Here is a 13,599-nt window from a genome sequence, read left to right as displayed (position 1 = left end):
TTTTAAAGCGGAAACACCGTGCTGGGAACCGTCTTGCCCGGGTTCATGATGCCATTCGGATCGAGCGCCGCCTTCACCGCCTGCATCACCGCCACCGCGCCCGCGCCATGCTCCAACACCATTGCTTCGAGTTTATGCACCCCGATGCCATGCTCGCCCGTACACGTCCCGCCCATCCGGATGGCGCGCTCCGAAACGCTCGTCGCCAACCGGTCCGCTCGCCGCCGCTCATCCGCGTCCGCCGGGTCGAACAGCACCAGCATGTGAAAATTGCCGTCCCCGACATGCCCGACGATCGGCGCCGTCAGCCCCAGCGACTCCGCCTCGGCATGGCTCTCGGCGATACACTCGGCCAGCCGCGAAATCGGCACGCAGGCATCGGTTGTGAAACTGTCCTTGCCCGGCGCCAGCCCGCGCGCCGCATGGTACGCATCGTGCCGCGCCCGCCACATCCGGTTGCGATCCTCGGTAGCATGGGCAAAGGCAAACGCGCTGCCGCCGAACGCATCGGTCACCCCGCGCACCTGTTCGATCTGCTCCGCCACCGCCGCCGGGCTGCCGTGAAACTCGATGAACAACGTCGGCGCCTCGGCATAACCCGACAGCTTCGACCAGGCGATGCACGCCCGCATTTGCACCGCATCGAGCAGCTCGATCCGCGCTACCGAAATGCCCATCTGCATCACCGCCATCACCGCCTCGACCGCGGCGCCCAGGCTCGCGAACTGCACGCTCGCCGCCGAGATCGTCTCGGGTATCCCGAACAGCCGCAACTGCAGCTCGGTGATGATCCCCAGCGTCCCCTCGCTGCCGATATACAGCCGCGTCAGATCATATCCCGCCGCCGATTTCCGCGCCCGGCCACCCGTACGGATGACCCTCCCCTGCGGCGTCACCACCGTCAGTCCCAAAGTCACCTCGCGCATCGTTCCATAGCGCACGGCATTCGTCCCGCTCGCCCGCGTTGACGCCATGCCGCCGAGCGACGCATTCGCCCCCGGATCGAGCGGAAAGAACAGCCCCGCATCCCGAATCGCATGGTTCAAAGCCTCGCGCGTCACCCCCGCCTCGACCCGGCAATCCATGTCGCCGGCATTGACCTCGATCACCCGGTCCATCCGCGACAAGTCGACCGAGATCCCGCCATTCAGCGCCTGCAACTGCCCCTCGAGCGACGTCCCCGTCCCGAACGGTATCACGGGCACCAGCGCCGCATTGCACAGCGCCAGTATCTCCCCGACTTCGGCACTCGACCCCGGCCACACCACCGCGCTGGGTGCAAACAAATCACGCAGTCCCTCGCCGCGCCCATGCGCCTCGCGCACCGCAGCCGCCGTCGTCATCCGATCACCGAACCGCGCCGCCAGCGCCGCAATCACCCCCGCCGTGCCGGCTGCTTCCGACCGGCTTTCGCGCACCAATATCGAGTCGCTCTGCATGCCGCCATTGACCACCCTCCGGCCGGCGATGTCCACCACCGGCGCAACGCATCCCAACCCCCGGCGTTCATCACGGGCCTATTCAAGCACAGGAACTTACCATGCTCATCGCTCACGCTGCCCTCATCGCCGTCGCCGATGGCGAGAAACTCAACCTTTATCGCAACACCGGCACCGAGGCCGAGCCGAGCCTGACCGCGGTCGAAACCGAAACCCCCAGCGGCGAGAACTACAGCGCCGGCAGTCGCCACCTGAGCAGCGCAGCTAACCCCGACGAATCCCAGTCCGAGGAAGACAGTTTCGCCGCCGCCACCGCCGCCATGCTCAACGCCCAGGCGCTCGACAACAAGTTCGACGCCCTTATCGTTATCGCCGCTCCGCGCACCCTCGGCGAACTGCGCAAGCACTGGCACAAGGCCCTCGAAGCCAAGCTCGTCGGCGAAATCTCAAAGGACCTGACCGGCCACAGCGTCGCCGACATCACTGCGGCACTGGCGAAAGCGTAAACAACAAGGAGTCGGTCATGCTGAACGCGTTTCAGCATCCACCCCGCCGCCGGGCCCGATTTTCCAGGCGCACGATGGGTGCTGAAACAAGTTCGGCATGACGAAGACATCGGCTCCTGCCGCGCGCCCTCGGACCTTACCCCCCGCGCGCCGCCGCAAGCTCCCGCCCAACCTCGCGCAGCACCTCGACCAGCGCGGCCACCGGCGCCTTCTCCAGCGCCCGTCCTGAAAGATCATGCTGATATCCGGGTGCATCCGCGGCGCATCGATCGGCAACGGCACCAATCCATCGGTTTCCGGCGTGATTAGCTGCGACGGCAGGAAGCTCAGGTAATCCCCCTGCAGCATCAAGGACTTCAGATACCCCGCCGACGTGCTCACCACGCTCGGCCGCGGCGGCACCAGCCCGCGCTCGGTGAACAGCCCGTCGAAGATCTGGCGCCAGGCCTGCGACTCCGGCGGCAGCGCCCATTGGCAATCGAGCAGGGTCTCCAGCGCGATCGGCCGCGCCGCGTCGACCAGCGGGTGACTTTCGCGCACGAAGGCCTCGAGCGCGTCGACGACGATCATTTCCGCCGTGAATCCTGCACCGGGCACCCGAGTCTCCGTCGCCCACGCCCCGATCGCGACATCCACCTGACCATCGCGCAGTTGCGGCAGCAAATCCTCGGCCAGTCCCTCGATCACCGATAGCTCGATCCCTGGATGCCGTTGCCGCAGCGCGATCGTCGCCAGCGGCATCAGCTTGGCCGCCACGCTCGGCGCAATCCCCGCCACCACATGGCCCTGCGCCTTGCCGCGCATCGCGCCGATGGCGGCCTCGGCCTGCCGCAACTGCGCCTCGATGATCCGCGCATGCCCCGCCAGCAATTCGCCATAGCCGGTCGGCAATACCCCCTGCGGCGTCCGGTCGAACAGCCGCACGCCGAGTTCGTCCTCGAGCCCGCGCAGACTTTTCGACAGCGCCGGCTGGGTCAGCAGCAAGCGTTCGGCGGCCTGGCCGATGCTGCCAAGCTCGTACACCGCAAGAAACTGCCGCAGCCGCCGCGATTCGATCAATTGGCGCCCCCCAGACGCTCGGCGGACGGTGTCGTGCCGGTGGCGGTAATGGTCAAACGCCACCTTCGGGCTGGCGGCGGCGGTCCGCACACGTCGTCCCGTCCCACAGCGCCTTCGTTTCGTCGCGGCAACGGAGGTGCCTATGGACCCGGCGCAGCATTCAGTCGTTACGCAGGGGCGTGCTGGCTCGCACGTGGCATCGACGGCGGAATTACTTTGCAACCCGAACAAGACCTTGCCGGCTCTCCGGTCACCATGCTCCCCAGCGCCCAGGCACCCGAGCCAGCCCCGCCGCCAGTCCGCGAACTTGCCGTGCCGCCGCCGATCGACGTCGCCGGCGATGCGCTGTTCCTCGATTTCGACGGCACCCTGACGGTCATCCGCCCGCGTCCCGACCAGGTCGTCGTCGGTATCCAGATGCGCCGCTGCGTGATGCGGGCCCGTACCGCACTCAGCGGCCGCATGGCGATCGTCAGCGGCCGCAGCGTCGCCGTCATCAACAGCCTGTTATCGATCGACGGCATCGCTGTTGCCGGCATCCATGGCCTCGAACGCCGCGATGCCAAGGGCGTCTGGACCCGCACCGCGCCGACCACCGGAATGGCCGCCGCCCGCCCCGAGGTCGAGGCACTGGTCACTTCCCGCCCGCGCCTGCAGATGGAGGACAAGGGGCTCAGCATCGCGCTCCACTATCGCGGCGCGCCGGAACTGCGGACCTTCGCCGAGGACGCTATCGGCGCCATTGCCGGTCGCCACGACCTTTTGCTCCAGGCCGGCAGCATGGTCCTCGAAATTCGCGAAAAAGGCCCCGACAAGGCTAGCGCGCTCACCGCCTTCATGGCCGAAGCACCGTTTGCCGGCGCGCGGCCGATCTTCGTCGGCGACGACCTGACCGACGAAGTCGCCTTCGAGGCGGCGGCCGTGCACGGCGGCTTCGGCATCCTCGTCGGCCAACCGCGCCCCACCGCCGCCCGCTACCGCCTCGCCAACGTCGACGCGGTCCAAGCCTGGCTCACCGCATTGGAGCCCGCCGCTTGACCTCCAGCACCCCCGCCGCCGCGCCCGAAAGGGCCCCCGAAAGTTCCCCCCAACCTTGGGGCAATCTCGATCTCGCGCCGATCGGCAATTGCGCCGTCACCGCCCTCGTCGACCGCGAGGGCCGCTTCGTCTGGGGCTGCCTGCCGCGCGTCGATGGCGAACCGTTTTTCTCGGCGCTGCTCGGCGGCACCGACCCCGACAGCCCCGACGCCTTCGGCCTCTGGGCCATCGACATCGAGAATTTTGCCGTCGCCGAACAATCCTATCGCCGCAACACCGCCATCCTGCGCACCGTCCTCACCGACACTTCGGGCGCCCAGGTCGAGATCACCGATTTCGCGCCGCGCTATCACCGCCACGGCCGCACTTATCGCCCGACCGCCTTCTGCCGCATCATCCGACCATTGTCCGGCGCGCCGCGCATCCGCGTCCGCCTGCGCCCGACGGTAAACTGGACGAAGCAGGCCCCGCAGCGCACCTCGGGATCGAACCATATCCGCTACCTTGTCGACGGCCAGCCGATGCGCCTGACGACCGATGCGCCGGTCGGCCATGTCCATGACGAACGCTGGTTCCGCCTCGAAAAATCGCTGGCCTTCTTCCTCGGCCCCGACGAGCCCTTCACCGGCGACATCCAGGCGCAGGCGCGCTCGATGCACGACGAAACCCTCGCCGAATGGCAGGACTGGGCGCGCGGCCTTGCCACTCCCGTCGAATGGCAATCGGTCGTCATCCGCGCCGCCATCGCGCTGCGCCTCTGCACCCATGAGGAAACCGGCGCCATCGTCGCTGCGCTGACCACCTCGATCCCGGAGGCACCGAACACCGTCCGCACCTGGGACTATCGCTACTGCTGGCTGCGCGACGCCTATTACACCGTCCAGGCCTTGAACCGGCTCGGCGCACTCGACGTCCTCGAAAACTACCTCGGCTATTTGCGGAACATCGTCGACGCGACGGGCGGCGGCCATGTCCAGCCGCTCTACGGCGTCGGCCTCGAAGCATCCTTGCCCGAACGCTTCGCCCCCGGCCTGCCGGGCTATCGCGGCATGGGCCCCGTCCGCATCGGCAACCAGGCCGCCGAGCACCTCCAGCACGACGTCTATGGCCAGATCGTCCTGTCGAACGTCCAGGCTTTCTACGACGACCGGCTGCTCCGCCCCGCCGACATCGCCGACTTCCACGCCCTCGAAAAAGTCGGCGACCGCGCCTTTGCGATGCGCAACCAGCCCGATGCCGGCCTGTGGGAATTCCGCACGCGCGCCAGCGTCCACACCTATTCGGTCCTCATGTGCTGGGCCGCCTGCGACCGGCTTTGCTACGCCGCCCAGCGCCTCGGCCTGCCCGACAGCGCCGATCACTGGCGCGCCCGCGCCGCCGTCATCCGCGAGGAAATCGAAACTCGCGCCTGGAACGCCGACCTCGGGCATTACGCCGCCTCGCTCGGTGGCTCGGACATCGACGCCAGCCTGCTCCAGATGGTCGAGCTGCGCTTCCTCGCCCCCGACGACCCGCGCTTTCTCGCCACCTTCGCCGCCGTCGAACGCACGCTGCGCCGCGGCAACGCCATGCTCCGCTACGGCGAGCCCGATGATTTCGGTGCCCCGGAGACCGCCTTCAACTTCTGCACCTTCTGGCTGATCGAGGCGCTCCACCTCGTGGGCCGCTCCGACGAGGCCCGCGCGCTGTTCGAAACCGCACTGACCCGGCTCACCCACTCCGGCCTTCTCTCGGAAGACTCCGATTTCGAGACCGGCGCGCCGTGGGGCAATTTCCCGCAAACCTATTCGCTCACCGGCCTCATCAACTGCGCCGTCCTCCTGTCCAAACCCTGGAGCGCCGTGCGATGATTGTTGTCCGATGGAGTATCGAATTGTGAGCCGGCTCATCGTCGTCTCCAACCGCGTCACCGCTCCCACCAACCAGCCCGCCGGCGGGCAGGGCGGGCTGTCGGTCGCCCTTGCCGAAGCCCTGCGCGAATATGGCGGCATCTGGTTCGGCTGGAGCGGCGAGCGCACCCTCGAATTCACCGGCCATATCGACATGCAGCGCACCGGCGGCATCACCACGGCGACGATCGACCTCGAGGAACAGGACGTCGAGGAATATTACAACGGCTATGCCAACAAGACGCTGTGGCCGCTGTTTCACTACCGCATCGACCTGACGGAATACGACCGCAACTTCGATGCCGGCTACGCCCGCGTCAATCAGCGCTTCGCCGACACCCTCGTGCCGATCATCGAGCCCGACGACATCATCTGGGTCCATGACTACCACCTGATTCCGCTTGCGGGCGAACTTCGCAAGCGGGGCGTCACCAACCGCATCGGCTTCTTCCTCCACATTCCCTGGCCGCCGTCACGCCTGCTCGCCACCCTGCCGCGCCACGAAGCGCTCGTCGAAACCCTGTTCGACTATGACCTCGTCGGCTTCCAGACGACCGAGTGGCGCGAATCATTCCGCGACCATCTGCTTCGCGAAACCGACGCCGTCGAAGGGGAGGGGGGCTCCATCACCGCCTTCGGCAAGACCATTGCGACCGGCGCCTTCCCGATCGGCATCGACGCGCAATCCTTCATGGAAGCTGCCGACAGCCCCGAGGCGCTCGTCATCCGCAAGCGCATGGCCGAAAGCATCAACGGCCGCCAGATGATCGTCGGCGTCGACCGGCTCGACTATTCCAAGGGCCTCGAGGAACGCTTCCTCGGCTATGAACGCTTCCTCGCCGACAACCCCGAACGCAGCGAGGAAGTGTTCCTCCTCCAGGTCGCCCCGCCGACCCGCGGCGACATCGGCTCGTACCAGGAAATCCGCTCGAAACTCGACACGTTGTCGGGTCGCATCAACGGCGCCTATGCCGAATTCGACTGGGTGCCGATCCGTTACGTCAACCGCGGCTACCCCCGCCACGAGCTCGCCGCCATCTACCGCACCGCGCGCATCGGCCTCGTCACGCCTTTGCGCGACGGCATGAATCTCGTCGCCAAGGAATATGTCGCGGCGCAGGACCCCGCCAACCCCGGCGTCCTCATCCTGTCGCGCTTCGCCGGCGCCTCGCTGCAACTGACCGACGCGCTGCTCATCAACCCCTATAGCCAGGAGGAAATCGCCGACGCCATCAAGCAGGGCCTCGACATGCCGCTTCCCGAACGCAAGCGCCGCTGGGAGGCGATGATCGACGGCGTGGTCAACGACGATGTCGTCAAATGGCGCACCGATTTCGTCGAGGCGCTCGAAGCGGTGCCGGAGCGGATCGACTGACGCTATATTGTCACGCACAACATGTAGAGGGCTGGCCATACGCAGGCGGAGGGCAAGTCCATGGCAAGTCTACCACTGGTCGCATTCGACGAACCCGTATTCGAAGCCGATCGACCGCTACCGCCGCCGCACGCCGGCAAACGCCACTGGGAGGATGACGACGACCTGACCCCGCGCGGCAAGCTCAAGTTCCGCACCGTCTGGATCAGCGACACCCACCTCGGCACCGCCGGCTGCAACGCCGAGCTGCTCCACGACTTTCTCCACTCGATCAAGCCCGAGACGCTCTACCTGGTCGGAGACATCATCGACGGCTGGCGCCTCAAGCGCGGCTGGTACTGGCCCGCCCGCCACAATGACGTCATCCGCCGCATCCTCAAGCTGGCGAACAAGGGCACCCGCGTCGTCTATATCCCCGGCAACCACGACGAGGCCCTGCGCGATTACACCGGCCTCGCATTCGGCGGCGTCGAGATCATGCCCGAGGCGATCCACGTCACCGCCGACGGCAAGCGCCTCCTCGTCCTCCACGGCGACGAGTTCGACGGCGTCGTCCTCTATGCCCGCTGGCTCGCCTTCGCCGGCGACATGGGATATTCCGTGCTGCTGCGCATGAACGTCTGGTTCAACGCCTGCCGCCGCCAGTTCGGCCTGCCGTACTGGTCGCTGTCGGCCTATATAAAACACCGTGTCAAGAACGCCGTCGCCTTCATCTCGCGCTTCGAGGAAGTCGTCGCCCATGCCGCCCGCGAACGCGGCGTCGACGGCGTCATCTGCGGCCATATCCACTCCGCCGAAATCCGCGAGATCGGCGGCATCATCTACATGAACGACGGCGACTGGGTCGAAAGCTGCACGGCGCTCGTCGAGCACGCCGACGGTCGCATGGAGATCATCGACTGGGCCGCCCGCACCGCCGCGCTCCGCAAGCTCGCCCAGCCCGCACTCATCGCAAGCCCCGCCTGATGCGCATCACCCTCGTCTCCGACGCGTGGAGCCCGCAGGTCAACGGCGTTGTCCGCACCCTCTCGACCATCGTCGACCTCGCCACCGCGCGCGGCCACCGCATTCAGACCATCACGCCCGATCGCTTCCGCTCGGTCGCCATGCCGAGCTACCCCGAGATCCGCCTCGCGCTCACCACCCGCCGCACCATCGCCAACGTCATCGCGGGCTTCGACCCCGACGCCGTCCACATCGCCACCGAGGGCCCGCTTGGCTGGCTCGCCCGCGGCTGGTGCATCCGCCGCGGCGTGCCCTTCACCACCAGCTTCCACACGCGCTTTCCGGATTATGCCGCCGCGCGTACCGGGCTTTCGCCGTCATTGTTCTGGCGCCTGCTCGAACGCTTCCACCGCCCCGCCCAGCATATCCTCGTCGCGACGCCGCGCCTCGCCGCCGAACTCGCCGAACACGGCCTCCACCGCACCCGCCCCTGGACCCGGGGCGTCGACCTCAAGCTGTTCACCCCCGACCGCGCCCCGCACCCGCTATTCGCCGAACTTCCGAAACCGATCGCCCTCCACGTCGGCCGCGTCGCCCCCGAAAAGAACATCGAGGCCTTCCTCGCTGCCGACTGGCCCGGCAGCAAGGTCCTCGTCGGCGACGGCCCCGCCCTCGACGACCTCCGCGCCCGCTATCCCGAGGCGCATTTCCTCGGCAGCCTCCACGGCGAAGCACTCGCCTCGACCTACGCCGCCGCCGACATCGCCGTCTTCCCCAGCCGCACCGACACCTTCGGCCTCGTGATCATCGAAGCCCTGGCCAGCGGCACCCCCGTCGCCGGCTACCCCGTCCCCGGCCCCCTCGACATCCTCGGCCCCGACGCTGACGGCTTCCGCCCCGGCCAATGCATCGGCGGCGTCGACGAAAACCTGTCCGCCGCCATGGCGAAAGCCCTCACCGCCGACCGCACCGCCGCCGCCCATCACGGCGCCACCTACAGCTGGGACCGCTCCTGCGACCAGTTCCTCTCCGCCCTCGCCGAAGTCGACATCCCCCTGGCCGCCTAGTCTTTTCTCCCCCCTCCCTTCTTCAAGGGAGGGGTCGGGGGTGGGTGACTCTGCCGCTCAAACCAACCCCAAACCAACCCTAATCCAGCGCTTTTACCCGCGCATCCATCGCCAACTGCGTCCGACTCTCCACCCCCATCTTCGCATAGACGTTATGCAGGTGCATCTTCACCGTCCCCTCCGAAATCCCCAGCGCCCCGGCAATGATCCTATTCCGCTGCCCCGTCGCCACCAACCTGGCCACATCCCGCTCGCGCCGCGTCAGCTGCAACGCCGCCCCCGCCGACCGCCGCCGCTCGAACGCCGCCGCCAGCGCCCGCCGGTCATGCCACGGCCCGCCCGCCGCCACCGTCGCCAGGCACATATCGAGCGTTGCCGGTCCCTGCGACTTGAGCACGATGCCATCGACACCGGCTTCGATCGCATCGACCAGCCCCGCGTGCTCGCCGTCCTGCGCCATCACCACGACGCGCACCGCCCGCCTGCCGCGCATCGATCCCATGATCGCCATCGGCGTCGGATCAGACAGCCCCAGGTCGAGCAGCGCCACGTCGATGTCGCCACCGGCGATCGCTGCCGCCGCATCCGCGCCATTGCCGACGTTCGCCACCACGACATGACCGCGCGCGGTCAGCATCGCCGCCAGCCCGGCCGCCACCAACGGCGACGTATCGCCGATCAACAGGCGCAGTCCGGTCGTATTATCTTCAGCATTTGCAGCAATATAACCCATCGCAAGTCCACTCCCCAAAGTTAGGGACAGCTACGACACGGCCGCCGCTGCGGATGCAGGTTTATTGCACTATGGTTGCAGCGCCGGCATCGCTCGCCTAGCGTGCAGCCGTCAAACCGGGGGCTCCATGCGCAAGATCTTCAGACCGTCCATCGCCGCACTGGCCCTCTGCTCCGCCATCCCTGCAACCGCCGAAACCATCGCCATCACCGGCGCTCGCATGATCGATGTCGTCGCCGGCCGGGTCATCGCCGACCCGGTCGTCATCGCCGTCGACGGCCGCATCACCGCCGCCGGCCCCGCCGCCAGCACCGCCATCCCCGCCGGCGCGCGCCGCATCGATCTCCCCGGCCTCACCCTGCTCCCCGGCCTCATCGACATGCACGTCCATCTCTCGGGCGACCCCACCATCGGCGGCTATCGCGGCCTCGAATACGCGCGCAGTTTCAGCAGCGTCATCAGCACCGCGTTCGCCAAACGCACCCTCGACGCCGGCTTCACCACCGTCCGCAACCTCGGCTCGGGCGGTCTCGACGACATCGGCCTCAAGCAGGCCATCGAGGGCGGCTACGTCCCCGGCCCGCGCATAGTCCCCGCCACCTACGCGATCGGCGCCACCGGCGGCCACTGCGACGCCACCGAATTCCAGCCCGAGATCCATGTCGACACGCCAGGCGTTGCCGATGGCCCCGACGCCATCCGCGCCAAGGTCCGCCAGCTGCGCAAGATGGGTGCCGAGGTCATAAAATTCTGCGGGACCGGCGGAGTTTTCTCGAAAACCACCACCGTCGGCGCCCAGCAATACAGCCAGGCCGAAATGGACGCGCTCGTCGCCGAAGCCCATATGCTTGGGCTCAAGGTCGCCGTCCATGCGCACGGCACCGCCGGCATCAACGCAGCTTTGAGGGCAGGGGCCGACACCATCGAGCACGCCAGCCTCGCCGACGACGAAAGCTTCGCACTCGCCAAGAAAAACGGCGCCTGGTTTTCGATGGACATCTACGACGACGACTACATCCTCGCCGAAGGCGCGAAAAACGGCGTCTTTGCCGAAAGCCTCGAAAAGGAACGCCAGATCGGCCTCAAGCAGCGCCAGACCTTCCAGCGCTCGGTCAAGGCCGGTGTCCGCCACGTGTTCGGCAGCGATGCCGGCGTCTATCCGCACGGCACCAACGCACTGCAATTCGCCAAGATGACCGAATGGGGCATGACCCCGATGCAGGCCATCCAGGCCGCCACCGTCAACGCCGGCGAAGCCCTGGGCCGCACGGCAGACGTCGGCGCCATCGCGCCGGGCCGCTACGCCGACATCATCGCCGTCGCCGGCGACCCACTCACCAACATCGCCGCGCTGCAGACCGTCGCGGTCGTCATCAAGGGCGGCGTCGTCCATAAGGACGCCCGGAGCATCGCCGGGGGCACGCGCTGATGCCGCGCTGGTTGTCGCCGCTGCTGATCGTCCTCGGCGTCTTCGCCGCGATCTTCGTCGGCCTGGCCAGCTGGGACAACCTCACCGCGCACGGCTCGGCCCGCGATCCGGCTCCGGAGCGCGACGTCAGCATCGTCCGCGACGAATTCGGCGTGCCCCATATCTTCGGCAAGACCGACGCCGATGTCGCCTATGGCCTCGCCATCGCCCATGCCGAGGATGATTTCAGCAACATCGAGGATGTCGTCGCCGCCGTCCGTGGCCGCGGCGGCGCCATTCACGGCGAATCCGGCGCCAAGGCCGATTTCGCCTCGGCCTTCCTCGGCGCCAACGAAACCGCGGCCCGCCACTACGGCCTGTTGTCACCCGCCACCCGCGCCCTTGTCGAAGCCTATGCCCAGGGCCTCAACGAATACGCCGCCAAGCACCCCGGCGAGCTCCGCCTGCGCGCGCTGTTCCCGATCAACGGCAAGGACATCGTCGCCGGCTTCATGCTGCGCTCGCCGTTCTTCTTCGGCCTCGACAAGCCGCTTGCCGCCCTTGTCGAAGGCAGGCTGCCGCCGCGCGATGCCGGCCCCGCCGACGAGCGCGGCTCGAACGGCTTCGCCATCGCCGGCCGCCGCTCGAACGACGGCGCCACCCGCCTCATCGTCAATTCGCACCAACCCTGGACCGGCGGCGTCAGCTGGTGGGAAGTCGTCGTCCATTCGGAGGAAGGCTGGGATTTTGCCGGCGCACTGTTCCCGGGCGCTCCCTATCCGCTGCTCGGCCACAACAAGACTCTCGGCTGGACCAACACCGTCAACCGTCCCGACCTGATCGACACCTACAAGCTCGTCCTCGACGCCAGCGGCAAGAACTACCGCTTCGACGGCCAATGGCGCCCGCTCGAAACCCGCCGCGTCTGGCTCCGCGTCAAGTTCGGGCCATTGACGCTGCCGATCCCACGCACCCTCTACCGCTCGGTCCATGGTCCGGTCATCAAGAACGATCTAGGTGCCTTCGCCATCCGCTACGCCGGGCTCGACGACGTCCGCCAGGTCGAGCAATATTACCGCCTGACCAAGGCGCGCGATTGCACCGAATGGCGCAATGTCATGGCGATGCAGGCGATCAGCGGCACCAATTTTATCTACGCCGACGCGCAAGGTCATATCGGCATGTTCTACAACGCCCGCTTCCCGGTTCGCGCGCCCGGTTTCGACTGGAAAGGCGTCCTCCCCGGCGACACCTCCAAAACCCTCTGGAAATCCTACCTGCCGTTCTCGGCCTATCCCGCCACCATCGATCCCGCCTCGGGCTGGGTCGCTAACAGCAACAATCATCCGTTCCTCAGCACCGCCCCCGCCGACGCCCAATCGCCGGCGGATTTCGCCCCCGAACTCGGGGTCGAGACCTTCGTCACCAATCGCGCGCTACGCTACCAGTCGCTATTCGCCGCAATGGGCGACAAACCCATCTCGCGCGCCGACCTGCTCCGCATCAAGTTCGACAAGGGCTATGACAAAACCGGCTGGGCCGGAAAATGGTACCGCCAGCTGATGGCCGTCGACACCGGCAAATCCCCCGATCTCGCCGCCGCGCAAAAGCTCCTCGCCGGCTGGGACTGGACCCTCGACGGCAAGGGCGCCGCTGACACTTTCGTCACCATCGCCTTCGCCCCCGCCGCGCGCACCGCCTATCTCGACATCCCGCTCGCCGACCCCGCGACGGCGCTCCGCGAAGCCGTCGACACCATGACCCGCGATTTCGGCGCCCTCGACGTTCCGCTCGGCGATTTCCAGCGCCTGCGCCGCGGCGACCTCGACCTGCCGGTTTACGGCGGCCCCGACGCGGTCCGCGCCATCATCGGCGAAACCGCGCCCGACGGCCGCCGCGTCGCCAACAACGGCGACGGCTTCATCATGCTGGTCGAATGGCCACGCGGCGGCCCGGTCGTGTCGCGCAGCATCCACCAGTTCGGCGCCGCCACCACCCGCACGCTCTCGCCGCATTATGCCGACCAGTCCCCGTTCTTCGTCCGCGAGCAATGGAAGCCTGTCCACTTCGACCCCGCCGACCTGCGCTCCGACACCGGGCCAACCGACCGCCCCTGAACTCTTGTCGTGTTAGCGCGCGC

General features: G+C 67.5%; 11 protein-coding genes. 8 read left to right on the top strand and 3 right to left on the bottom strand.

Annotated elements, in window-relative coordinates; genetic code table 11:
• Positions 1–2 precede the first annotated feature (2 nt).
• Positions 3–1,475, bottom strand: coding sequence for an FAD-binding oxidoreductase (locus IEW98_RS05065; RefSeq protein ID WP_243450560.1), 1,473 nt, complete (start codon positions 1,473–1,475; stop codon positions 3–5).
• A gap of 65 nt (positions 1,476–1,540) precedes the next feature.
• Between IEW98_RS05065 and IEW98_RS05060 the strand changes: the two genes are divergently transcribed.
• Positions 1,541–1,945 carry a host attachment family protein gene (locus IEW98_RS05060; protein ID WP_188761855.1) on the top strand — a complete coding sequence of 135 codons (405 nt, stop codon included), beginning with the start codon at positions 1,541–1,543 and terminating at the stop codon, positions 1,943–1,945.
• Positions 1,946–1,960: 15 nt separating this feature from the next.
• On the opposite strand, the gene IEW98_RS05055 is transcribed toward IEW98_RS05060, so the two are convergent.
• Positions 1,961–3,094 (bottom strand): LysR family transcriptional regulator, encoded by a 1,134-nt coding sequence (locus IEW98_RS05055; RefSeq protein ID WP_188761854.1) that lies wholly within the window; start codon positions 3,092–3,094, stop codon positions 1,961–1,963.
• Positions 3,095–3,220: 126 nt separating this feature from the next.
• Here IEW98_RS05055 and otsB point away from each other — a divergent pair, with 126 nt between their 5' ends.
• The 5 genes from otsB (at position 3,221) to IEW98_RS05030 (ending at position 9,318) form a co-directional block, all read left to right on the top strand.
• The gene (gene otsB, locus IEW98_RS05050) at positions 3,221–4,042 is read left to right on the top strand and encodes a trehalose-phosphatase (RefSeq protein ID WP_207792513.1); all 822 of its coding nucleotides are present in this window, start codon (positions 3,221–3,223) and stop codon (positions 4,040–4,042) included.
• An 80-nt stretch (positions 4,043–4,122) separates the two neighbouring features.
• Positions 4,123–5,892: a glycoside hydrolase family 15 protein gene (locus IEW98_RS05045; RefSeq protein WP_243450585.1), complete on the top strand. Its 1,770-nt coding sequence runs from the start codon at positions 4,123–4,125 to the stop codon at positions 5,890–5,892.
• Between the two features lie 25 nt (positions 5,893–5,917).
• Positions 5,918–7,306: an alpha,alpha-trehalose-phosphate synthase (UDP-forming) gene (locus IEW98_RS05040; RefSeq protein ID WP_188761852.1), complete on the top strand. Its 1,389-nt coding sequence runs from the start codon at positions 5,918–5,920 to the stop codon at positions 7,304–7,306.
• A 60-nt stretch (positions 7,307–7,366) separates the two neighbouring features.
• A complete protein-coding gene (locus IEW98_RS05035; protein WP_188761851.1) occupies positions 7,367–8,272 on the top strand; it encodes a UDP-2,3-diacylglucosamine diphosphatase in 906 nt (301 codons plus the stop codon).
• The gene (locus IEW98_RS05030; RefSeq protein WP_188761850.1) at positions 8,272–9,318 is read left to right on the top strand and encodes a glycosyltransferase family 4 protein; all 1,047 of its coding nucleotides are present in this window, start codon (positions 8,272–8,274) and stop codon (positions 9,316–9,318) included. The genes IEW98_RS05035 and IEW98_RS05030 overlap by 1 nt, the downstream gene beginning before the upstream one ends.
• 79 nt (positions 9,319–9,397) lie before the next feature.
• On the opposite strand, the gene IEW98_RS05025 is transcribed toward IEW98_RS05030, so the two are convergent.
• Positions 9,398–10,051 carry a response regulator transcription factor gene (locus tag IEW98_RS05025; protein ID WP_188761849.1) on the bottom strand — a complete coding sequence of 218 codons (654 nt, stop codon included), beginning with the start codon at positions 10,049–10,051 and terminating at the stop codon, positions 9,398–9,400.
• Between the two features lie 127 nt (positions 10,052–10,178).
• Here IEW98_RS05025 and IEW98_RS05020 point away from each other — a divergent pair, with 127 nt between their 5' ends.
• Together IEW98_RS05020 and IEW98_RS05015 are read left to right on the top strand one after the other, a co-directional pair.
• Complete coding sequence (locus IEW98_RS05020; protein ID WP_188761848.1) at positions 10,179–11,480, top strand: Xaa-Pro dipeptidase; 1,302 nt, start codon at positions 10,179–10,181, stop codon at positions 11,478–11,480.
• Positions 11,480–13,576, top strand: coding sequence for an acylase (locus IEW98_RS05015; RefSeq protein ID WP_188761847.1), 2,097 nt, complete (start codon positions 11,480–11,482; stop codon positions 13,574–13,576). Before IEW98_RS05020 ends, IEW98_RS05015 begins: the two co-directional genes overlap by 1 nt.
• Positions 13,577–13,599: the final 23 nt, after the last annotated feature.

Origin of the sequence: Sandarakinorhabdus glacialis, from assembly GCF_014643455.1 — a bacterium.
Classification (GTDB): domain Bacteria; phylum Pseudomonadota; class Alphaproteobacteria; order Sphingomonadales; family Sphingomonadaceae; genus Sandarakinorhabdus; species Sandarakinorhabdus glacialis.
The sequence above is the reverse complement of the archived record's forward strand: the minus strand, read 5'-3'. Positions and strand labels throughout refer to the sequence as shown.